The sequence below is a fragment of the Neisseriaceae bacterium CLB008 genome (assembly GCA_041228285.1).
Taxonomy (GTDB): domain Bacteria; phylum Pseudomonadota; class Gammaproteobacteria; order Burkholderiales; family Neisseriaceae; genus JAGNPU01.
Genome location: CP166133.1, coordinates 1,134,578 through 1,157,109, shown reverse-complemented (window position 1 = coordinate 1,157,109; position 22,532 = coordinate 1,134,578). Strand labels below are relative to the sequence as shown.

Annotated in this window: 16 protein-coding genes; 9 read left to right on the top strand and 7 right to left on the bottom strand. The window is 49.9% G+C overall.

From position 1 onward, the window contains the following. Positions 1-63 precede the first annotated feature (63 nt). Both AB8Q18_05260 and AB8Q18_05255 read right to left on the bottom strand, forming a co-directional pair. Positions 64-1,230 carry a serine hydrolase domain-containing protein gene (locus AB8Q18_05260; GenBank protein XDZ52464.1) on the bottom strand — a complete coding sequence of 389 codons (1,167 nt, stop codon included), beginning with the start codon at positions 1,228-1,230 and terminating at the stop codon, positions 64-66. 145 nt (positions 1,231-1,375) lie between these two features. Beyond that, entirely contained in the window at positions 1,376-2,005 is a 630-nt protein-coding gene (locus tag AB8Q18_05255) for a TetR/AcrR family transcriptional regulator (GenBank protein ID XDZ52463.1), read from the bottom strand. Between the two features lie 177 nt (positions 2,006-2,182). Here AB8Q18_05255 and AB8Q18_05250 point away from each other — a divergent pair, with 177 nt between their 5' ends. Beyond that, positions 2,183-3,397 (top strand): MFS transporter, encoded by a 1,215-nt coding sequence (locus tag AB8Q18_05250; GenBank protein XDZ52462.1) that lies wholly within the window; start codon positions 2,183-2,185, stop codon positions 3,395-3,397. Between the two features lie 134 nt (positions 3,398-3,531). Here the strand turns inward: AB8Q18_05250 and AB8Q18_05245 are convergent, their stop codons facing one another. Both AB8Q18_05245 and AB8Q18_05240 read right to left on the bottom strand, forming a co-directional pair. Continuing rightward, a complete protein-coding gene (locus tag AB8Q18_05245) occupies positions 3,532-7,092 on the bottom strand; it encodes an autotransporter outer membrane beta-barrel domain-containing protein (GenBank protein XDZ52461.1) in 3,561 nt (1,186 codons plus the stop codon). Positions 7,093-7,531: 439 nt separating this feature from the next. Beyond that, positions 7,532-8,047, bottom strand: coding sequence for an N-acetyltransferase family protein (locus tag AB8Q18_05240; protein XDZ52460.1), 516 nt, complete (start codon positions 8,045-8,047; stop codon positions 7,532-7,534). Positions 8,048-8,399: 352 nt separating this feature from the next. On the opposite strand from AB8Q18_05240, the gene AB8Q18_05235 reads away from it, so the two are divergent. From AB8Q18_05235 to AB8Q18_05225, 3 genes are all read left to right on the top strand, one after another. Continuing rightward, positions 8,400-8,930 (top strand): RNA polymerase sigma factor, encoded by a 531-nt coding sequence (locus AB8Q18_05235; GenBank protein ID XDZ52459.1) that lies wholly within the window; start codon positions 8,400-8,402, stop codon positions 8,928-8,930. Next, a complete protein-coding gene (locus AB8Q18_05230) occupies positions 8,923-9,921 on the top strand; it encodes a FecR domain-containing protein (GenBank protein XDZ52458.1) in 999 nt (332 codons plus the stop codon). Before AB8Q18_05235 ends, AB8Q18_05230 begins: the two co-directional genes overlap by 8 nt. 110 nt (positions 9,922-10,031) lie before the next feature. After that, positions 10,032-12,926, top strand: a complete 2,895-nt coding sequence (locus AB8Q18_05225; protein ID XDZ52457.1) for a TonB-dependent receptor — start codon at positions 10,032-10,034, stop codon at positions 12,924-12,926. A 115-nt stretch (positions 12,927-13,041) separates the two neighbouring features. Here the strand turns inward: AB8Q18_05225 and AB8Q18_05220 are convergent, their stop codons facing one another. Then, the gene (locus AB8Q18_05220; protein XDZ52456.1) at positions 13,042-13,536 is read right to left on the bottom strand and encodes a hypothetical protein; all 495 of its coding nucleotides are present in this window, start codon (positions 13,534-13,536) and stop codon (positions 13,042-13,044) included. A gap of 517 nt (positions 13,537-14,053) precedes the next feature. Here AB8Q18_05220 and AB8Q18_05215 point away from each other — a divergent pair. The 4 genes from AB8Q18_05215 to AB8Q18_05200 all read left to right on the top strand — a co-directional run bounded on the left by AB8Q18_05215 (position 14,054) and on the right by AB8Q18_05200 (position 19,539). Further along, entirely contained in the window at positions 14,054-15,673 is a 1,620-nt protein-coding gene (locus AB8Q18_05215; protein XDZ52455.1) for a BCCT family transporter, read from the top strand. Positions 15,674-15,695: 22 nt separating this feature from the next. Next, the gene (locus AB8Q18_05210; protein ID XDZ52454.1) at positions 15,696-16,814 is read left to right on the top strand and encodes an aromatic ring-hydroxylating dioxygenase subunit alpha; all 1,119 of its coding nucleotides are present in this window, start codon (positions 15,696-15,698) and stop codon (positions 16,812-16,814) included. A gap of 94 nt (positions 16,815-16,908) precedes the next feature. Further along, positions 16,909-17,868, top strand: a complete 960-nt coding sequence (locus tag AB8Q18_05205; protein XDZ52453.1) for a 2Fe-2S iron-sulfur cluster-binding protein — start codon at positions 16,909-16,911, stop codon at positions 17,866-17,868. A gap of 36 nt (positions 17,869-17,904) precedes the next feature. Further along, entirely contained in the window at positions 17,905-19,539 is a 1,635-nt protein-coding gene (locus tag AB8Q18_05200) for a 5-guanidino-2-oxopentanoate decarboxylase (GenBank protein ID XDZ52452.1), read from the top strand. Positions 19,540-19,567: 28 nt separating this feature from the next. On the opposite strand, the gene AB8Q18_05195 is transcribed toward AB8Q18_05200, so the two are convergent. Continuing rightward, complete coding sequence (locus AB8Q18_05195; protein ID XDZ52451.1) at positions 19,568-20,539, bottom strand: 2Fe-2S iron-sulfur cluster-binding protein; 972 nt, start codon at positions 20,537-20,539, stop codon at positions 19,568-19,570. A 240-nt stretch (positions 20,540-20,779) separates the two neighbouring features. Between AB8Q18_05195 and AB8Q18_05190 the strand changes: the two genes are divergently transcribed. Then, positions 20,780-21,712 (top strand): LysR family transcriptional regulator, encoded by a 933-nt coding sequence (locus tag AB8Q18_05190; GenBank protein XDZ52450.1) that lies wholly within the window; start codon positions 20,780-20,782, stop codon positions 21,710-21,712. A 27-nt stretch (positions 21,713-21,739) separates the two neighbouring features. On the opposite strand, the gene AB8Q18_05185 is transcribed toward AB8Q18_05190, so the two are convergent. Then, positions 21,740-22,216 carry a PaaI family thioesterase gene (locus tag AB8Q18_05185; protein XDZ52449.1) on the bottom strand — a complete coding sequence of 159 codons (477 nt, stop codon included), beginning with the start codon at positions 22,214-22,216 and terminating at the stop codon, positions 21,740-21,742. Between the last annotated feature and the right edge of the window lie 316 nt (positions 22,217-22,532).

Sequence of the window (22,532 nt, the reverse complement as noted above, 5' to 3'; positions counted from 1 at the left end):
ATTTTTATGTGCGCGCCGAAGATGATTTGGCCGCCCCGATGGAAACAGCCCGCCTATTTATCGCTAGGCAGGCGCCTGACCCAAAACCACATCAAGTACTTTATAAGCCGCCGTTTCCCCATAAAAATCAGCCTGATTGCTCAAAACGGCAATGCTCAAGCGTTGGCTGGGGACACGAATAAAATAGGTGGCGTAGCCCGCCCAGCCACCCGAATGCTCTAGCGTGTGCAATCCTGATCGCTCAACCTTAAACAGGCCAAAAGCATAGTTTTCATGGTCAATGATTTTTTGCCCGGCTCGATTCAGCGCGGGCAATGACTCACCCATCTTCTGCACTAGCTCAAGGCCGCCCACCGTGCCTGTACTCAAGTTTCTACCCCATTTCATGAGGTCGATCACGTTCGAATGAACGGCGCCATCCCCGGTTTGCTCCCATGGGCTTTCATCAAGGACAAATTGGCCCGAAGCTTGCTGCGCATAGCCATGCACCACGCTTGGCAGCGTCGGATAATGATCCACAATAAACGTGTGTTTCATACCCAGCGGCACAAAAATACGCTGCTCGGCAAACGCCTTATAGCTTTGCCCACTAACTCGTTCAATGATTTGCGCCAATAAAAAATAACCGGTATTGCTGTAGTCAAACCGATTCCCTACTGGGAAAAAGGCTTTGGGATAGGACACAATATCAGACAAGCTCTGCTTAGCCGTTAATAGGTCTTGTACCCCAATCTGCTGTTGCTCGGCCAACTCCATATAATCAATCATGCCACCGACATGGTAAATTAAATCCTGAATCGTGATCTCTTGAGTATAGTTCGGCAATTCCGGCAAATGCTTTTGGATAGGATCATTCAAGTCTAATAATCCATCCTGTGCCAGCAACAAAATAGAAAACGCCGTAAACTGCTTAGACACGGACGCCAAGTTAAAAATACTGTTCACCTCAAGCGGTTGCTGTTGCGCCAAATCAGCCATGCCAACGCTGCCTGAATACTCAGAGCCTTCATCAAATCGAGCCATGAAGGTGAATCCTGGTTCGTGCGGGTTAAAAGTGGCGAGCCATTGGGCTAACTCAGTTTCTATACGTTGATCATTCATGGCGGTTAATTTAGTCCTTGGATGGGTACGGTTTTCAAAAGGTGGGGTAAAGGCCCTGGCATCTTGAGGTGTACTGGCTAAACCCAATACGGCTGCAAATAGGCTTAAAATCATTCTTGTGGTGGGCATTAATTGACTCATTTAGGGTGCATACCCTCTCTCTGAATTGACCGGATGCCCAACACAGTATATAAACTAGACTGACTAGTCAATTTATATTTAAAAATGGTGTTTCACAGGAGGTAGGCTTACTGATGTGGGCTTAGTTTTTGAGTCAACGGTCAAAAATAGCCCATGCTTTTATCGCATTGAAAACGACTTGATTGAGCGCCTCTAAGCCCACGCCGTCACATGCCTGAATGCTTAAGCCGTTGATGACCGTGATGTAGAAATCGCTGATGGCCTCAATCGGTGCCGCGGCTGCCAGATCCCCATCAGACACCCCCTGCCTTAAACGAGCCATCAGAATCACTTTATAGTCCGACTTTTTCTCTAGCACCTTATGCTGCACGTGCTGAATCTGATCTGAATGGCCCATCGTCGACGTCACCAACATGCACCCTAAAGGCTTATCTGGCTGTATAAAGCGCTTTACGGCGTCGTAAAGCAATAGTTCTACGGCCACTTTAGCGGTTTTAGCCTGCTTCATGATTGACAAGACGGGGCATGCCTCATGGGTTAGATAATAATCGATGCAGAGGTTAAATAAGGATGCTTTATCACCGAAGCAACCATATAGGCTGGGCGCAGTAATGCCGAGTGCTTTGGTTAAGTCACTAATGGAGGTGGCGATGTAGCCATTCGCCCAAAATAACAACATCGCTTTTTCTAAGGCTTCTTGTTCGTCAAAACACTTAGGGCGCCCTCGCTTCGCTTTCTTTTTCTGGGTGATATTAGTGTCCAAATGGCGTCCTTACGCTACTTAAATGAGTTAGCTTTTACAATTTTATAGCGATCGATACAAAAATAAATTGACAGAATGAGTCAACGCATCAAGAATAGCACACTAGTTTCATATCGATCGATACATAATTAAGTTAACGCACATTAATCTACAGCCTTTTACACACAGAAAGCCACTATGACCACCACGAACACACACGTGCACACAGGCAGCTGGCTGGCATTATTGTCTGCCACTTTTGCCTGCTTTGCCATCGTCACTGGCGAATTTCTTGCCATTGCCGTCCTCAACCATGTTGCGCATGACTTCCAGATCTCCGCAGGCACCGCTGGGTTGACGGTCACCGTCACGTCGATCGCAGGCATGGCATCATCCCTCCTCATCCCGATCTATGCCAAAACCCTAGACAGACGGTTTGTTTTATTGTCCCTGGTGCTCCTTATGATCATCGCTAACGGCATCACGGCCTTCGCTAACAACTACACCGTTGTGCTGATCGGCCGTTTTATTTTAGGGATTGCATTGGGTGGTTTTTGGGGCGTGGCCGCTGGCCTAGTGACACGCTTAGCACCTGCGACACTGTCTGCGGCAACGGCCGTCACTATTTTCTTTTCGGCCGTCACTTTGGTCACTGTATTGGGTGTGCCTATGGGGTCGTGGTTAGCAGACCACTATGGCTGGCGAGTGCCATACATGATTTTGATGGCCGTCGGCATCATCACATTCATCATGCAATATTACTCTCTACCTCGCCTTAAGCCTGCTTCCCCATTACAATGGAAGGAGCTATTACTCATGCCCAACCATCCCTTGGCGCGTAAAGGATTAGTATTATTTACGCTATTATTTCTAGCCCACTTTTCTGCCTACAATTACTTTACCGTTTTCTTTAAACAATCCGCTGATTTTTCAGAAAGCCAAATTGCCAGCCTACTGTTAATTTTTGGGATTGCAGGGGTAGTGGGTAATTTTAGCGCCAGCTTAATGGCGCGCCACAATGCTCGCTACAATTTTGCCCTCACCGCCCTATTGCTGGCCATCGCCTTTTTGGCGTTCGCCTTATTCAGCACCAATATGCTAAACGCGATCATCTTCACCTCTTTGTGGGGCGCTGCTGCCGGCTTTATCCCTGCTAGCATCAATATTTGGATGCACATTCATGCACCCCACTTAATCGAAAAAGGCTCGGCGCTGTTAACCTTTATGTTCCTGATTTTGATTACGATTGGCAGCTTGGTCGGCGGCTTGATTATGGACTATACCAATGGCACGTTCTTAATGTTCAGTACGTTCGGCATGGCATTATTAGCTTTGATTCTGGTCTTCACGTTTGCTAAAGGCATCCATAACGATTCGTCTAAGAACAAACCAACTGCCTCAGGAGCCTCATGAATGTGCTCAGACAATATAAGTTAACCCTTTGATTCAATAGCAGGCCCTCTTTACACACCTCGTAAAGCCTGACCCATAAAAAAAGGACTTAGCCATCCGCTAAGTCCTTTAACTCATCAATTTAAACCCATGGGTTAGAATGCATACTGAACCTTAAGGGCCACGCTGCCCCCCTGACGTTTACCCACATAGCCATTACCTTTAAAGTCAACGGCTAATCGTTTATTGGATTCAGGTTGATAGCGCGCACCTAAGGTCGCAATCGTGGTGAAGCCTCGCACGCTGGCCTCATCAATGTCATAGCGCCCATAGGTCGTGCCGTTTGCTTTGCCATCAAACTCGTATTCAAAGCCTAAACCAGACAAGAACGCCCAATCTGTATTCAGCGTATGGCTGTTTTCGGCATTAAAACGAATGCGGTTAGATTTAAGGCGATCAAAATGAATGGGGTCACCTGTAATCACTACGTCATGGCTGCTCGTCTGCGTCCACAAATACTTCAAGGACACATCCAGCTGATTGCTATCCTGCCACTGAAACACATAGCCCGTACCAATGTGGGCGCTCACATAGCTGCCTTTAACCTTGTAGTCTACCGCCTCATCGGTTGCGGCGTTACGGATGTCATTGGTTGAATAATCCGTACGCAAACGACCACCGCGCAAAGAGCCATCCACATACACGCCGTTTTCAAAGCCGTATTGCCCATAAAGGCCTAGACCATAGTAACGGTTGTCGCCTTTACCATGCACCTTCGCCGCCCGAGCAAATGAATTATAGCTGTCGTAATTAGCCGTACCGCTTTCAATAAAGGCAGCACCGGCCAGCTGCTCATCTTGGTAGCTAAAGCCTAGCGTTAACAAGGCACCATCCGCATCAATATGTGAACCACTCTTATAGCGACTGTGATGGCCTGAGGCTTGAATAAAGGGCACCAAACCTTTATGGCGATTTTGCTCGGTAATGACATGGAACGTGTTGTAGGCAATATTGTCCGCACCACGCGTCAGCAGCATCAAGCCTGACAGGTTGGCCTCTAATAAAGACTTCAATTGTGGATTAACCGTTGGGCCTGGATCAGGCTTTGGATCGGGATCAGGTTTTGGGTCTGGATCTGGGTCGGGCTTAGGATCCGGATCTGGGTCAGGCTTAGGGTCTGGATCGGGATCAGGTTTGGGATCGGGTTTTTTGTGTCCTGACACAATGGTGGCCGTCACCTTGCCGTTATCCTGATCCACTTTGGTTTCAACATCATACAATAAAGAAATCCCTTGCTGTATTTGCTTCAAGCCTTCCGAGGGATGCCCTTGCCCTTCGCCTGAAATGGCGCCTTGCATCAAGATAAACTCAGTCCCAGTTTCCAAGACTTCGCCCGAGTAAATCGCTTTCACGAATACATCTGACGCTCCTTTAACGCGGCCACTAAAGTTGTCTTCATTAGCCCCCATGATGATGTGATCAGCCGTAATCAGCGCAGTGTTGGTATTGCCAAACTCAGGGTTCAACATGAAATTATACGTTTGGAAGTTGCCAATCGTCCCAATACTAATGGGCTTAAGGTTGCCATAGTTTAAGGTATTGCCAGTGAAGGTATCATATTTCTTGGGCCGATAAGCCTTACCATCAGCGGTGCTATACGCCAAATAACCACCATAAATATGGCCATCCTTATTGTCCATCGTGTGCTTACCGCCAATATTAATCGTATTGTGGTTTGCGTTTAAATCATTGCCCGTATCGACTTTGAACGTAAACGTCCCTTGCAGCTCATCCGGCTCACCTAAATCTAGGCTGGCATAGCCACCATAAATGCTGCCGCCTAAGCTTGAGCTGCCCAATAAATTAATTTTATTGCGATTGGCATCGGCTTCCATATTGGCAATTTGCGTGTGGTATTTCTCTACGTTATTCACGTCACCAAGGCTGACTTTCGCTCCAGCGTAGCCGGCGATAATGTCCCCCTTAATGGTATTTTGTTTGCCATAAATACGAATCACGTTCTCATTACTGTGCACGGTATTGTTATTCATATAGCCTGAGCCTTGAGCCTGCTCATCCATGCTTTTAAAGGCATAATCCATACGGGCTACACCCGCATTCACGTTGCCATGAATGGTGTTCTGATTGCCACGAATCTCAATCGTATTTCGATCACTGACCGCGGTGTTACTGTCAAAATGTGAATTGCCCGTCGCCAGCCCCTTACCACTGATTTGTCCATGAGCTTGGCTGATCACGGCTTGTCCTGCATTCAGGCTGCCCTGAATGGCATTATGATTACCTGACAGCTGAATCTTGTTTTCATGGCTGCTGAGTTCATTTCTTCTGGTGGTCGGATTCACCTTAAGGGTATTGCCCGCTCCTCCGCCAAAAGCATCACCATAAGCGGTACTGATTTTGACCGCCCCTGCATTGAGGTCACCGCTAATGGTGTTTTGATCGCTGTTTAACCGTATGCTGTTCTGATTGGCCGTGACCTGATTGGTGTAAACAGAGTGCTCATGCTGCACCGTCCCGTTGGCATTAGGCCCGGCATGCGAGGCGCCGTATTGAATGTCAATCAGGCCCACACCCGCATTGAGGCTGCCTTGAATGGTATTCTGACCCTCAACCAAGCTAATCGTGTTGCTGTTAGCCGTTAAATGATTATCGCGCGTATCCGCATTGGCGCGGGTATTGGCACCGCTAAAGTCAGCGCTGATAAAGTCACCTAACACCTGCTTAATGCTGGCCTGACCTGCATTAAGATCACCCTTAACAGTATTCTTAGCAGCGTCAATACTGATGGTGTTTTCATTACTTAACAGCCGATTATTTAAGGCTTTAGGAAAAACCGTGACGTTAGAGCTGGCCTTATGGCCGGCTTCAATCCCTGCAATACTTTGATAAATCTCAGCAAGCCCCGCATTGACGGCATCATTGAATTGATTGCCCTCACCCTTAATGAGAATGCTATTTTGGGTGCTGCTCAATGTCCCATTATTAGAGTCGACCATAGCCTGCGCAAACGCGCTCGTGACATGGCTTCCAACCACGGGGGCTAGCTCTTGCCTCGTCTGAACAATGCCTGCATTTAAGCTGCCTTGAGCCATGATAGAATCTGCTGCCTCATACTGGATACGGTTAGCATCGGCGGTAAGCTCGAATCCATCCAGATTGTTTCTAACATCGCATTTGCCTAAAGACAGGCATTCAATTGGGGTAATGACCGGCGTATTGTGCACCAAGCCGGCATAAACATCACCATTGATCGCACCCTTTTTGATGGTCACCACGTTATTGCTAGTGGCTGCTGCTTTTTGCGTGCTCTCAAATAAACCATTATGCCCTGCGATCACAAATGAAGGTGCCGCCCCCTTGTCGTAATCAATCGTTACTACAGCGTCACTGCTGAGAATGGTGCCTTGTGCATCTGTCACCACATAACCATTTAAGGGATCCGCACCGAGCAGCTGCTGTAGGTTGCCTGCCACTTGACTACTTGAGGTAAGCGATGTCTGCTCACCATCATAAGTATTTTGAGCAAAACTCTCAGTATTCAACAGAAAAAGCAGGGCTAAGCCATGTATGCTGCTGGCCAATATCGTTTTTTTAAACGGTAATTTATAAGGCTTTTGTCGTGTTCTTGAATGAGCCACCACAGAACGTGGCCGGCTGACTTTATTTGTTAAAATAGTCCTACCCATATGATTCATGACACTCTCCTAAAGTGTTTACCCATATATATTATAGAATTAAATACAAACAACATTGATTGATCATGACGCTTTGATTTGAATGACTCTTTGTAAAAACAGAACATACGCTTGCTTAAAAATGCCATTAGCCCAAACAATGGCCGCCACCCATGTAGGCAGCAGCCATGCTTGGTAAAGATAAACCTATACGGATAATATACTAGAATAAAATAACGAAGACGCATGGATTGCCTGATCAAGGCCTGATTTGGCCTCAGTGTATTATTTCTTAAACCATTTAAGAAAATAATAGGTTAACAAAGCAGCATCCTTCGTCAGCTATGTTATGCTTATCTGTTTACGTTGCTAAAAAGACCTATATTCAGGCTAAAAAGCGACCAATGACCGCCCCCTTTTTGGGCATCATTTTGTACGATTAACGGCCTTCACCTAACCCTCAAGCCTCATTAGGCTGCTCCGGCTCAGCAACATCCAAGCGCATCAAATACTCATCGTAAAACACGCCATCCACCCAAAGCGCTTGACGCTCGGTGGCCCATATTGTGAATCCCATCTGCTGATAAAGCCGAATAGCTGGTTCATTATCCGTGGCGACGGCGAGCCGAATGCTGCAGCTCACGCCTCTAGCCTCTGTGACGACTGCCTGCAATAAACCTTGAGCCATGCCCGTACCACGACAATCAGGAGCCACATACACGCCCCAAATCGTCGACACATGCTGTCGTTTTGGCGACTGTTCTTGATGCAAGCCCATGATGCCTTTTAAGACATTTTGCGCATCAAACCCACCCCACACAAGCGCCTGGCTCAGCCATTCAGCCGTGTGCTCAATGGGCTGTGCCGCTTCCACTGCATAAGCGGCGCCAAATGCCTCTGGATGCTGTTGCAGCCCTTCTAGCCGTAAAGCCTTAAATTGATGCGCATCAGCTGCGCCCAGTCGGCGAATATTCATACGAAAGTAAACCCTTTAAATGTGCTGAGCGGCAACGCACCGCTTTAAGCCTCAGCCCAGCCACCCAAAATAATGGCTGAATACAGAACCTGCTGGGGCTCTGAATCGTCATGGCCATGCCCAGAGAACCATTATGACGTCAATGCCTGATCGAATACAGAGGCGTTTCATCCATTCTGTGGCCGTAAAAAGCCTAGCCGCTCCCACATCATCCATCATGGCACTATATCCATGCTCATGCCTTATGCAGTTACTATATTTCAAACACTTAGCCACGATAATCATTAAATAAGGCTTGACGCAAATGATAATGATTACTATTATTACCAGCTTATTTTAATGGGCCTGATCTGTGGACACTCACGTTGCGTTGCTGAATCAAGATGAATGGGAAGCGTTTTATAAAAACCATTGTCCTTGGCTACTGCGTTTACTCAAAATTAAATCCGGCGATCCTTTTTTAGCCGAAGACTTAACGCATGATACGTTTATTAAGATCATGTGCGAGGCACATCTGCACCTACTCAAAGACACGGCGGCCAATAAGCCACGCGCCTTTTTACGCACCGTTGCCAATAACCTTTTAATTGATAAGGTGCGGCATGAACTGGTGGCGCAAAGCTATATTCAATACCTAGAGATTTCCACGTCTGACTACACCCACATCAGTGCAGAAAAGCACGTCGAAATCATCCAAGAATTAACCAAGCTGTCTCAAGCGCTGAGCCAGCTGCCTCTGCTGCATCAGCAAACTTTTCTACTGTATTATATTGATGGCCTAACCTATCAAGAAATCGCGCACACGCTCGGAAGCTCAACGTCAACCGTGAAGCGCCACATTGCCAGCTGCATGTTGATTTGCCATCAAGCCTATTATGAATAAGCCCAGTACTGAACACATTAAGGCGGCCATTGAATGGCACATCTACTTTAGCGACGCCGAGGAGACACCAGAACAGCATGCTGGTTTTCAAGCATGGCTCACTGAACACCCGCTCCACCAAATGGCTTGGCAGCAGGTCAAGCATTTACACGAAAAATGGCAGGACATGCCGTTAACCTCTCTGGTGGCGCCAAACCAAACGATCTCAGACCTACAGAACAAAAATGACCTCTTGGCCACCTCTAAAGAGTACCTTGCCTTACAGTCAAACAAATACCACACCTTAGCGGCCGTCTTGATCATGGTGAGCCTAGGTCTGGGCTATTTCTATGTGGCTCAGCCGGCCTGGCTGGTCGCCGAGCATCGCACCAAGGAAGGTGAAATTAAAACCGTCATGCTGGCCGACGGCAGCCGCATGATGTTAAACAGCGACGCCGCGATTCGCGTGCAGTACACGGCCTCCGAGCGCCGCATCCGCCTCACACAAGGTGAGGTCATCGCCGAAGTGGCACCGGATGCCGCCAGACCATTCATGATCGAAACCGAGCAAATGACGGCCCGAGCTTTGGGCACGGTTTACGCCGTAAAACGGCTCGACGACCACACCAGCGTCGCCACCGTGGTTGAGTCTAAGGTTCAGGTATGCACCAATGACGCGCCAACCACCTCAACCTGCACCGCTTTAACCAGCAACCAACAAATTGCCGTGAGCCAGCACGCCTTACAGCCTATGGCACCGGTAGACGCCCGTGCCGAAACCGCCTGGCAGTCCAAAATGATCGTGGCCGACCACATGCCTCTCCCCGAACTGCTGGCGAAGTTACAGGCCAATCATCCAGGCTGGATCCGCTACGACGAACAAAAGCTGGCTCACTATGCCGTGTCTGGCGTGTACGCCCTAGATGACGCCACAGAAACCTTAAAAGCCTTACAGAAAAGCACGCCGATCCGATTTAAGAAGCTGACCAACCTCCTCATCATCGTTTATTAATTCAAATAAAAATCAATGCACTACAAAAAAAATGGCTTGATGGCGGCAAATATCCATGAAGCAAACGTTTTATAAGTAGGAAGAACGTTTACCATAATAAGGATATTTCCATGAACAAACATCAGAAGAATTTAACGGCGCTGCTGATCATCAGCGCGCTTAACTTAACCTTTACGCCCCACGTTTGGGCCCAAAATACGCCGCCCAAGAGCCAACAGGTGCGCAGCGGCACTTTGGTTCAGGCGATTAATCAGCTGTCGCAAGACAATCACCGCATCATCACCTATGATCCCACGCTCCTAAAGGGTTTAACTACCTCTGGCCTCTCTGGCCACTACACCTTTGAAGAGAGCCTACAGCGCCTGCTGGCCGATCAGCCCATTGTGTGGGAATACAGCAACGGCAGCTATTCCTTACGCGCAGGCAAACCCCTAAGCGGCTCCCCCAGCGCCCATGCGGCCGCTAAAAAAGTAGCCCAAAACCAATTTGGCCAAGATCAATCGGCGCTGGAAGACATCGTGGTGATTGGTCGACCTCAATCCAAACACGACGCCGTCTATCAACGATCTGGCGGCTCAGTGTATTTGAACGAAGCCGACTTAAACCGCTTCGCCCGCATCAGTGCGGCTGACATGTTCAAAGGCGTGGCCGGCGTCGAGTCAGGCGACAGCCGTAACGGCGGCGCTCTAGACGTCAACATCCGAGGCATACAAGGCATGGGCCGAGTTGCCGTAACCGTAGACGGCTCACAGCAGGCATTAGAATCTTATCGAGGCTATGCCGGCACCCAGACGCGCAGCTATATTCCAACCGACTTAATCAGCAGCGTGAACATTGAAAAAGGGCCCAGCACCCAAGTGGCAGGCACTGGCGCCATTGGCGGCATGGTGCAGCTAAAGACTATTGGCGTACAGGACGTCTTAAAAAAAGATGCCCACACCGGGCTGAGAATCACCGGCAACTTGGGCAGCAACAGCACCCGCCCTGACCTCTCCGGTAAAGGCCAAAACATGACTTCCACCGGCAGCATGCCTGGGGGCTTAAACAGCCTGCCGGCGCGCTCGGGCAGCATTGCCTTCGCACATAAGGGCGAATACATTGATCTGGTTGCCGCCTATGCCAAACACGATCAAGGCAATTACTACTCAGGCAAAAAAGGCAGCGATCGCTACGCGCAATTAAATAACGTGTATCGGCCGGGTGAAGAAATCATGAACACCTCAAGTAAAAATGAAACCACCTTGCTCAAGGCCAGCATTCGCCCGACTGACGAACAAACCTTAGACTTAAGCTATCGCTATTTTGATGGCCAGTTTGGTGAGATCATGGGGTCATCGCTGTATCGAGGCAATGGCCAAAAAATTCCTCAATGGCCGGTGGGCAGCATGCGCATCAATGCCTACACCGCCAATTACCACTACCTGCCTTCAGACAATCCATGGCTAGACCTTAAGGCCAATATCTGGCTCACTAACGCCAAAAACCACCAATTAAACGGTGGTCCCGTTGGCCCAGAATCGCAACAGTCTGAAATTGGCGCGGACTACAATTGGTCTAGCCTAAAAAATCGCCGCGGTGGGTTTGACTTCAGCAACAACGCCACTTTTAATACTTCATGGGGCGATTTTATTTGGACAGTCGGCGGCGCCTACCTAGAAGAAGACATCAGCCCCAACGCCACAATCACCGAAGACGACAAAAAGATCAACCGCGGCCTTCGTGATGCCAAGCGTAAAGAAATGAGCGTGTTAACCCAATTACAATACATGCCTAATGACAAATGGACGTTTGAGGTTGGCGGTCGATACAGCAAGTTCAAGAATCAAGATCGAAACCAGAGAGCCAACCAAAGAACCATTTATGAAAACAACCCTTACAAAAGAGCGTGGCTAGACCTCAAAACACCTTATGGCTATACCCGCTACGGCATGCTCGAGTGGTTTGCCGACGATAATGGGGAATACCTACCCGAAAACAATCCCCAGCTTAAAATCAAAAATGGGGACACTAAAGATTTGATGGTCGTTGCCTACGGTGGCCCCTACAAATACGATGACTTTTTGAAGATGATGCAGGTAGAAGAAGTCCGAGACGTTCAGATCGAAAAAGAAGAGGTGCCGGGCATAATCTCGGGTTACGAATACACCTATAACCCACCGATGAAATACAGCGGCCATGAGTTTGCACCTTTTGCCAGCATCCGTTATCAGGCCACGCCCAATAGCCACCTATACGCACGCTATACCGAAGCGGTTCGCATGCCCGGCCTATTTGAAACAACGATGGGGATGGGCGCAGGCGTGGGCTCTACCGTCAGCAACCTTAAGGCCGAACGCTCCAAAAACTGGGAAATTGGCGCGGCAGCTTACAAAGACAATCTGTTTAACGTTCACGACCAGGCCAATGTACGCGTCGCTTACTTCAAGAACGACATTCATGACTTTATTGCCCGCTACTATAAAGATGGCCTAGAGATCAGCAACAGCGACAGCTATAAAGTCTCAGGCATGGAAATGCAGCTTAACTATGACACGGGCCGGTTCTTTGTCGATCTTTCAGCGACCAAATACTTTAAGGCTCAAACCTGTGACAAGGCCATGGCTGCCTATTTAAGCGCCGATATAGCTGGGGTACCTAACTGCACCGATGGCGGTTTTTCGGGCTCTTATGTGAACACCCAAAATCCGCCCAAAACCACTTTTGTCTTAACGGCAGGCACACGGCTCATGAATGAAAAGCTTGAGCTGGGCACGCGCATCACCAAAACCAGTGGGCCGTTAACTGAGTTAACCGAACCGTGGCAGGCTCAGGTTACGGCCATCCAGCTAAAATACGAACCGGTGACCGTGGTGGACTTGTTTGCCAATTACAACGTTAACGACGTGATGTCGTTCAACTTCTCGATTGACAACATCAGCAACCGCTATTACTTAGACCCGCTGGCCCAAACCTTAAGCCCAGCACCAGGGCGTAACTATAAGCTTGGTTTTAAATATCACTTCTAAAGCAACCTCAATCTGAGGCCAGGGCCGTGCACTAGCGCGGCTCTGGCCTCACGTCGTTAGGGCATTTCAGTCATATAATCCCCAAGGCTGACGGTGTCTTAACCACTCACGCACGTCATAGACTAGCGGTTTGATCGCGTAAATAAGCCAAAATGGCATCTGTCTCTTGCTTAATGAGTAAGGCGCACGTATCAAATAAAGACGAGTCGTCTGAGTGATCCAAATAGTGCAGCAGCCGTTTGGTTAAAACACTGTAGGGCGGCATGCTGTCCACGCCTTCATTCCACGCAGTGTGCTTAAACATGGCCCAATACTTTGTTTGCACCTCCGCGTTTTGCCCCATAAGCCACAGTTCAATGTCCATATTCGCATGATGGAACACTACGCCAAACCGCAACTGCTGCGCTCTTAAGTCCTCATTGTAAAATGGGAAATAGGTATAATCCATGTAACCAGGAGACACGTTGCCATACGTGAAGCCAGCGTCATCAGTACCCTGTTTTTTTAAAAAGGCTTTAAGCTGCATCATCATTGATAATAAGTGCCGATACACTTTTGGCATCTGCTCTTGGTTCACCAAATTTTGGTATTGGAGAAGCTCATTTTTCATGTCATCACCTACTGATACTGACGCTTTTTATGCGTTGTCATGTGTTTGGCTAAGCCCTGCCGTAACCCTAAAGCAAGCCTACGGCCACGCGTATGCTCATCTATAAATAGGCTGGTCGGCCCCTTTCATACGATATACAAAATAGACTGACTAGTCAATTTATAAGATGAACTAGCCTACTCCTATGATGCTCACCCCTACATAAACGATTGATGGCGCCCCACGACATCAGTTAGTCCTATTGGCCCCAACCGCCACCCATCTCCAACACAAGCAAACACGTTTAAGACGATAAAACGCTGGTTCTACATAGCAACCAAAAATGTAAAACAGGCTTTCAGGCTGAGCCTGAAGGTTAATCGATCACGATTCGTGTTCTGTACAGTCATAGTTTAAACACTCTAATTCAGACGGTTCTATGGTACTTTAATTTTGCCTCATCGTATCACCCTATAAAAACAATAGCTTTCACCGCAAAGCAACCATTAGACGCCACCTCTACAAAGGAAGGAACATCATGACTCATCGAACCACTTCGATAGATAAGCCGTTGGCCGCCCTGACGCTGACCATTGTTTTTTTATCCGTGGCTGGGCTCTCTATCTTTTCAGAAGGCTCCATCACGCTGGCCAGTCAGATGATGGCCTGGACCACGCGCGTGTTTACCGCCCCCGTACTCATCTTTACCTTATTGTCCGTAGTCTTTTGCGTTTGGCTGGCGCTGAGCAAATTTGGCAAAATTCGCCTCGGCAAAGAGAAGCCCGAGTACGGCACGCTCACCTGGATTTTTATGTTTTTCTTATCCGGCATGGGCTCGGCCACCCTCTATTGGGGCTTTTTAGACTGGGCATATTATTACCAAACGCCTGGCCTTAACCTCGTGGCCAACACGCCTGACTCCCTTAAATACAGCGTGGCCTATTCATTTTTTCACTACGGCCCTAGCGCTTGGTCCATTTTTGCCCTAGCCTCTATTAGCCTGTGCTACCACTATTATGTACGCAAGAACAAGGGCCTCAGCCTAGCCGCTATTGTTGAAGCCATTACCGGCTTTAAAGCCACCGGCCTGGTAGGCCGCTTTGTCGACCTCTTGTTTTTGCTGTGCATGTTTGGTGCCTTAACCATTTCTTTGGTGCTGACCGCCGTCACGTTCACCAATATTTTGTCCTTACTCACCGGCATTCCCAATACCTTTGTCACCAAGGTCACCATTATTCTGGTGGTGTCGATTCTGTTCGCCTTAAGCTCCTACGTTGGCATGGACAGCGGCATGAAGCGCTTAAGCCAGTTTGTGTGCTACGGCATTATTCTGTTTGCGCTGTACATTTTGTGCTTTGGTCCCACCGAATTTATTTTAAACAACACCCTCAATAGCCTTGGTCTGATGGCCACCAACTTTATGGGCATGAGCCTATTCACCGACCCGATGGGCACGGGCCAATTTACCCGCGACTGGACCGTCTTTTACTGGCTGTGGTGGATTTCCTACGCCCCTGGCGTGGCCTTATTTGTCACCCGCGTGTCTAAGGGCCGAAGCATCCGCGAAGTGGTTCTGGCTTTGATCGTCGCCGGCTGTACCGCTAGCTGGTTTATGTACGGCATTTTGGAAAACTTCAGCGTGTACAGCTTTATTCAAGGCACCGTCAATGTACCGCAGGTATTGAGCGCTGAAGGCGGCGAAAAAGCCATTGGCCAATTATTGACCTTATTGCCCTTTGGTAAAGCCTTGATGTGGGCCTTCTTGCTGATCATGGCCGTGTATTTGGCGGCGCATATGGATGCCGTTGGCTACGCCGTTTCGGCCACCTGCGTTCGCGGCCTTAAAGAGGGTGAAGATCCCTCCCCTAATTCGCGCCTATTTTGGTGTGTGATGTTGACCCTGGTGCCCATTGCCATGATTTTTGCCAATGCGCCGCTCGACACCATGAAGGCTGCCACCATCATCACGGCTTTACCGTTTATCGTAATCATCTTGATTCAGACCTATGGCTTCATCAAATGGCTGATCCAAGACTATGGCCATGCATCCGCTCATGACATTGAAAACAAATACGCCCCTGATCATCAAGGGCCGGCAGCGTCGACGGCTAAAACCATGGCGCCTGCTCAAGAAACCACCCCACCGACCATTCAATAAGATCAATCAAAGGAGAAACCTCATGGGAAACCTACCAAAACTGCCGCAAGACTTTTGCCAAAACCCTGATGTGGCTTACACCTTGCCCAAGGAATACTATACCGACCAAGCGGCTTTTGAGCATGAAAAAGAAACCATTTTCACCAAAAGTTGGCTCTGCGTGGCTCACGGTAGCGAATTGGCCAATCCAAACGACTACATCACCCGCGAGATCGTTGGCGAAAACATTTTAATCGTGCGCGGTAAAGACGCGGTTCTGCGCGCGTTTTACAACGTCTGCCCACATCGTGGTCATGAATTAATGAGCGGCAGCGGCAAGGCCAAAAACGTGATCACCTGCCCCTACCACGCCTGGACCTTTAAGCTCGATGGCCAATTGGCCTTAGCGCGTAACTGTGAGCATGTAGAAAGCTTTGATAAAGAGCGCTCTAGCCTAGTACCGGTACAGGTAGAGGAATACGCTGGCTTTATCTTCATCAATATGGACATGGAAGCCGGCAACGTCGAAAGCCAACTGGCCGGGCTGGCCGACCGCTTTTTAGAATCATGCGACTTTGTCAAAGACTTAAAACGTGCCGCGCGCTACATCACGGAAACGCCGGCCAACTGGAAAATCATCGTCGACAACTACATGGAGTGCTACCACTGTGCGCCCGCCCACCCAGGCTTTTCCGATTCGGTTCAGGTCGACAAATACTGGCACACGCTTCACGGCAACTGGACGCTGCAATTTGGCTACGCCCGCTCGTCAGAAAAATCCTTTAAGCTGGAACCTGGCGTGACCGATGCCTCCTTCAGTGGCTTTTGGCTCTGGCCTTGCACCATGTTCAACGTCAATCCTGGCGGCGACTTCATGACGGTGATTTATGAGTTCCCCAAAGACGCCCACACCACTGTTCAATACTATGAAATCTACTTCTTAAATGAAGAATTAACGCAAAAACAACTTGAGTTGATAGAGTGGTATCGCACCGTCTTCCGTCCAGAAGATTTGCGCTTGGTTGAAAGCGTGCAGCGTGGCTTGAAATCACGCGGCTATCGCGGCCAAGGCCGCATCATGACCGACAGGCAACGCTCGGGCATCAGCGAGCACGGCATTGCCCACTTCCACAACTTGGTGGCGCAATACTACCAAGAGTAAGCAGTAACAGGCAGGCGGCTTCGCCGCCTGCCTGTTACCTGAAGCCCCGAATGTAAGGTTCATCCATAAGAAACCGAGAGAAAGCGCCCCTATTATGTCTAGTTCATACGCCCTAATGCCGGTTAAGGTCAGCCACATTGAAACCTTAACCCCTTTAATCAAACGCTTCACCTTTTGTCGCCCTAATGGCTTGGCCATGCCTGCCTTTACCGGCGGCAGCCATATTTTGGTGAAGATGAACGACACCTTATCCAATGCCTATTCCTTAACCAATTTGCCCCAAGATACACAACATTACCAAATTTGTGTGCGCAAAGAGGAACACAGTAAAGGGGGCTCCGCCTACATGCATGAAGCATTAAGCATTGGCGACATCGTACAAATTTCCGAGCCCAATAACCTGTTTACCCTGGCTCAGTCAGAACACAAACACCTATTGATTGCTGGCGGCATCGGCATTACGCCCTTCATTCCGCAGCTAGAAGAGCTACACAACCGTCAAGCCCATTACGAGCTTCATTACGCCTTTCGCTCAGCCGAGCACGGCGCCTTTGTCCAGGATTTACAGCAAGGCACACATCAACCTCATTGCCATTACTACAGCCAAAGCGAGGGCCAAAAGCTGGACTTAACCACCTTGCTACAGCAACAGCCAGCCGACACCCATGTCTATGTGTGTGGGCCACAGTCGCTCATCGACAATACCATCGAGCTGTGCCAGCAGTTTGGCTATCCCGACAGCCACATTCATTGGGAGCAATTCAGCGCCACCCAGCCAGAAACCGCTGCGGCGTTTACCGTCACGCTGGCCAAATCTGGCCACGAAATCACGGTTGCGCCCAATCAAAGCATCATCCAGGCCATTGAAACTCTGGGTATTGAGGTAGAGTGCCTCTGTCGCGAAGGCGTGTGTGGCACCTGCGAAACCGCCATCGTGGCAGGAGAAGCCGAACACTACGATCAGTATCTGGACGACGATGAAAAAGCCGCCCAAAAAACCATGATGATTTGCGTGTCCCGCGCCAAAGGCCAGCACATTACGCTAGACCTCTAAAGCCTGATCATCATCCACACACAAAAAGGAATAATCATGAGCCAAACCTGTGGCGAACTATTGGTCGCCTTGCTCGAAGCCTATGGTGTAGACACCGTTTTTGGCATCCCCGGCGTCCACACCGTTGAGCTTTATCGCGGTTTGCCCAATACCCGCATCCAGCACATTACCCCGCGGCACGAACAAGGCGCGGGCTTTATGGCCGATGGCTATGCCCGCGTGTCGGGCAAGCCTGGCGTCTGCTTCATCATAACCGGGCCAGGCATGACCAATATCATGACCGCCATGGCCCAAGCAGCGGCGGACGCCATCCCCATGCTGGTGATCTCCAGCGTCAATCCCATTGCCGTCACCGGTAGCCAAGAGGGCCATCTGCACGAGCTTCCTAATCAACAGGCCTTAATTGCCCAGGTCGCCGCCTATAGCCAGACCATCTGGTCGCCCGAACAGCTGCCGAAGGCGCTGGCCGAAGCGTTTACTTTTTTTAAGAGCGCCAAGCCCGGGCCCGTCCACCTACAGCTGCCCCTAGACGTCATCACCGCCAAGGCCGACCATGTGTCTTGGCACGTAGGGGCCACGGCCGCACCGCCGGAACCTGCGGCTCAGCTACTCGATGCCGCAGCGGCACAATTACAGGCCGCACAACGGCCCATGATCTTATTGGGCGGCGGCTGCGTTCAGGCCGATCCCGCCATGGTATTGCGCCTAGTCGAAGCCTTACAGGCCCCGGCCACGACCACCATCAATGCCAAAGGCCTGCTACCCGCCGACCACCCTTTGCATCTAGGCAGTAACGCTACCTTCGCACCGGTGCGCCAGCTGATCCAAGAGGCCGACGTCGTATTGGCCATTGGCACCGAGCTTGGACAAACCGATTATGATTTATACGTCGATCACGGCATGCACATTCAGGGCAAGCTCATCCGCATCGACATCGACGCCAGACAGGCACACCGATCCTTCATCGCTGATTTGGCCATCGTCGGCCATGCCGCCACCGCCATTAATGGCCTATGCCAACGCCTAGCGCCCAGGCCTATCAACCCAGCCCAACACCAACGCGTGGCCACCGCAAAGCAAGCCTTAATTCAGGGCTATCCGGCCAACTGGGCCGGACAAAATGCGCTGTTAAAATCCATCCAAACCACCTTGCCTGAAGCCATCATCGTAGGGGATTCAACCCAGCCAGTTTACAGCGGCAATCATGGCTATATGGCGCCAGCACCGCGGCGATGGTTTAATTCAGCCACGGGCTACGGTACTTTAGGCTACGCTCTGCCTGCAGCAATCGGGGCGCAATTAGCCACCGATCAGCCCATTGTGTGTTTAGTGGGCGATGGCGGCATACAGTTTTCCTTGCCTGAATTAATGTGTGCGACAGAGTGTCGCCTGCCCATCATCATCGTTTTGTGGCACAACCAAGGCTATGGCGAAATACGCAGCTACATGAAAGAAAAATCCTTGCCGACCATTGGCGTGGACATCAGTGCGCCTGATTTCGCCCTCATCGCCCAAGCCATGGGCGCCCAACACCGACACATTCACAGCGAAGCCGAACTGACCGCCGGCCTATTGGCGGCTGGCCAAATGACGGGCCCCATCCTATTGGAAATCGACGAGCAAGCGCCGTTTATTGCCGAAATGGGCCAGCATTTCAGCTATTTCAGCTAAAAAAACAGGCCTGGGTTCACCAGGCCTATTACAGATCGAGAATGATTTTTGGGCCACGCGCCCGCGAAACGCAAATCATCATGGTTTTTTGCGCCGCCTTTTCCTCATCGTCCAAATACTGGTCATAATGTTCAGCTGTACCCGAAACAATGGTGGTTTCGCAGGTGCCGCATACGCCCTCTCGACACAAACATTCCACCTCAAAATCGTGCCCCTCAATCGCCTGCAAGATGCTCTGATTGGCGGCCACATCGATTTCTAAGCCTGACTGAGCCAACACCACGGTAAACGCATTTGCTTCTTGCGGCACCTTGGCCGTAAACAACTCATAATGCACCTGCTCCGGCGCAAAGCCTTGTTCTGACGCCTCCCAAATCACTTCATCTAATAAAGACTGTGGCCCGCACACGTATAGATGACTCTGCTTCGGCAGCGATGCCAATAATGTGGGCACATGTAGGGATTGCTGTTCACTGTCGATGTAGTAATGACAATGAGGCTGATGCACGCTGCGGCGTAAATCATCGACCAGAGCGCCATGCTCAGGAGCGCGAAAAGCATAGTGCAGTTGATAATCGGCCTGGCGCTGGTGTAAGGCTTCGAGATGGGTCATGCAGGGGGTAATACCAATCCCGCCTGCAATTAAGACATGTGGGCAGCTTGGGTCGTCGGATAAAGGAAAAAGATTGTGCGGCGTAGACACCTCTAGCTCATCGCCCACCTTAATCTGGTCGTGCAGAAACTTGGTGCCGCCCTCGCCATTCTCCTCTAGGCGGACACTGATTTGATAATACCTTAGCTGCGTCAAACCCCCCATTAAAGAATAGGTATTGCTGTAACTTTTATCAGAGGCTTTGATTTTAAGGAAAATGTGGCTACCCGCCGCAAAGGCAGGAAAATCTTGGCCATTGAGGCGCTCAAACGTAAAGCGCTTAATCAACGGCGTCAGCTGTTCAATGGCAATGACTTTCACACCCAACCAATGCGCTGGCGTTTCCATGGCGTCACCTTTTCAGTTTGTTCTGGGGGGCAGAGTCCTCGTGAGTGAGACTGCCCTCTTGTTTAGTCTAAATTACTTTGATACTCTCAGAGCTTGTCCTCTGTGTCCTACATCGTGACGTTGATGATGCGCCAACAGCCCTCAGTCTCCCCACTTAACGGCCGTTGTTGCAATGTACTAGCATAATATAAAAACAACAATAATGAATCTCATAAAGTATAAATACAGAGGACACGATTCGTGAACAACTTGCCACAAACTAATGACTTGCTTGTATTCATCCAGGTTGTGAGAAACCTGAGCTTCATCAAGGCCGCCGACGAAATGGGGGTGTCGCCTGCCTACATCAGCAAAAGAATGCAAATTCTGGAAAAAACCTTGGGCTGTCGATTGCTGCACCGCAACACCCGCACCCTCACCCTTACCGAGGATGGCGAAGTGGTGTACGACTGGGGCTGTAATGTGGTGAGCGATTTAAACAGCATGACCGAGATCGTCACCAGCCATTCCGACACGCCATCAGGCTCTTTATACATCACCAGCACCTCAGGATTTGGCCGTCAATTTGTCACGCCCATCTTATCCGAGTTCGCCCGCGCCTTTCCGCAAATTAAAATTCGCTTCGACACCGTCGACCACGCCCAAGATTTAATCAGTAAACGCATTGATTTGGACATTTACATCGGCAATGAAATTGCCCCTAACGTGATTGCTAAAAAACTGGTCAACAATCGCCGCATACTGTGCGCATCGGCTGACTACTTAGCCCAACGCGGCACGCCCAAAACGCTGAACGACTTACTCAGCCACGAATGTTTGGCGATTAAAGAAAAAGACCGTCCCTTTGCCATCTGGGAGCTCAACAACCAGCAAGGCAAGCAAAACATCAAAATCTCAGGGCGGCTGGCCTCCAATAATGGCCACCTAGTCAAGCAGTGGGCTTTATCTGGCCACGGCATCATGCTGCGCTCGCTCTGGGACGTCTACGATGACCTCGTCCAAGGACGGCTGGTCCATGTTTTGCCCAGCTATTGGCAAGAAGCCCATATTTGGGCCCTCTACCCCAATCGCCTAAGCAGTTCGGCCAAGCTGCGCGCCTGCGTGGAATATTTTGCCAATGAACTACCGAAAAAGCTGACTCAAGAGACCGACTTTATCAACGCCATGGACTAAGCCGCTAAACATCGCCCCAAGCCAAGCTCACGCAGCCAATAGCTGAATCGCCAGCATGTCCGCCCGAGCGCACTCGGTCTGGCCAGCCCAAAGGCTGAGCGCCACAGAGACCTTACGCCCCTCTATGGCAAGCAAGCGGCCCACGACGGTCAATTCTGTCTCCACCGGCGTCGGTTTTAGAAAGGTGATGTTTAAAGAGCCGGTCACGCAGCGCGGCAACGGCTGTGAGCCATCAAACGGCAGGCCCAAGGCTTCACCGACAAAAGCCGCTGCCGAGGCGGTACCGTGGCAGTCCAACAGCGAAGCGATCAATCCACCATACAGATGATCAGGTACGCCGCCAGTGTAAATATTGGCAGGGGTAATGTGGGCCAGCGTCTGGGCTTTGGTTTCGCCCCAGAAGCTTTTTAAATGATGGCCATCCACGTTATGACGGCCACAGCCATAGCAGTGGCTAAACGCCTCGGCATAAAGATCTTGAAAAGCAATGGGTTGTTGTTTCATTAGCGCCCTCATTCACTCAACACAAAGGCCTATCTTACCAAATAAACGGCGCTGCTCGTACACGATTACACCCCACTGTAGGCGCTTTAAACTAGCCCCTCCGACGCAGGCGCAGCGCCAATGCCATCTTTCAATAAGGCATTCAAGCGATGGCTATGCTCAGACCGCATTGCCCTAATCGTCTCGACCCACATCAAAACAACATATTTCAAACATTAAAACAGCGTGTTATGAAAATGGCGCCAGCAGATGTCATTTAAAGCTATGCTAAAACACGCATGATTTCTATCAAAAAATATCAAGCCTGCCGTTTTAA

What these genes read in the sequence shown, in the direction of transcription:
- AB8Q18_05225 (XDZ52457.1), top strand. Translation starts at nt 10,032, where the DNA reads ATGAACAAACATCAGAAGAATTTAACGGCGCTGCTGATCATCAGCGCG.
- AB8Q18_05245 (XDZ52461.1), bottom strand. Translation starts at nt 7,092, where the DNA reads ATGAATCATATGGGTAGGACTATTTTAACAAATAAAGTCAGCCGGCCA.
- AB8Q18_05250 (XDZ52462.1), top strand. Translation starts at nt 2,183, where the DNA reads ATGACCACCACGAACACACACGTGCACACAGGCAGCTGGCTGGCATTA.
- AB8Q18_05185 (XDZ52449.1), bottom strand. Translation starts at nt 22,216, where the DNA reads ATGAAACAACAACCCATTGCTTTTCAAGATCTTTATGCCGAGGCGTTT.
- AB8Q18_05260 (XDZ52464.1), bottom strand. Translation starts at nt 1,230, where the DNA reads ATGCCCACCACAAGAATGATTTTAAGCCTATTTGCAGCCGTATTGGGT.
- AB8Q18_05240 (XDZ52460.1), bottom strand. Translation starts at nt 8,047, where the DNA reads ATGAATATTCGCCGACTGGGCGCAGCTGATGCGCATCAATTTAAGGCT.
- AB8Q18_05200 (XDZ52452.1), top strand. Translation starts at nt 17,905, where the DNA reads ATGAGCCAAACCTGTGGCGAACTATTGGTCGCCTTGCTCGAAGCCTAT.
- AB8Q18_05195 (XDZ52451.1), bottom strand. Translation starts at nt 20,539, where the DNA reads ATGGAAACGCCAGCGCATTGGTTGGGTGTGAAAGTCATTGCCATTGAA.
- AB8Q18_05230 (XDZ52458.1), top strand. Translation starts at nt 8,923, where the DNA reads ATGAATAAGCCCAGTACTGAACACATTAAGGCGGCCATTGAATGGCAC.
- AB8Q18_05220 (XDZ52456.1), bottom strand. Translation starts at nt 13,536, where the DNA reads ATGAAAAATGAGCTTCTCCAATACCAAAATTTGGTGAACCAAGAGCAG.
- AB8Q18_05210 (XDZ52454.1), top strand. Translation starts at nt 15,696, where the DNA reads ATGGGAAACCTACCAAAACTGCCGCAAGACTTTTGCCAAAACCCTGAT.
- AB8Q18_05205 (XDZ52453.1), top strand. Translation starts at nt 16,909, where the DNA reads ATGTCTAGTTCATACGCCCTAATGCCGGTTAAGGTCAGCCACATTGAA.
- AB8Q18_05215 (XDZ52455.1), top strand. Translation starts at nt 14,054, where the DNA reads ATGACTCATCGAACCACTTCGATAGATAAGCCGTTGGCCGCCCTGACG.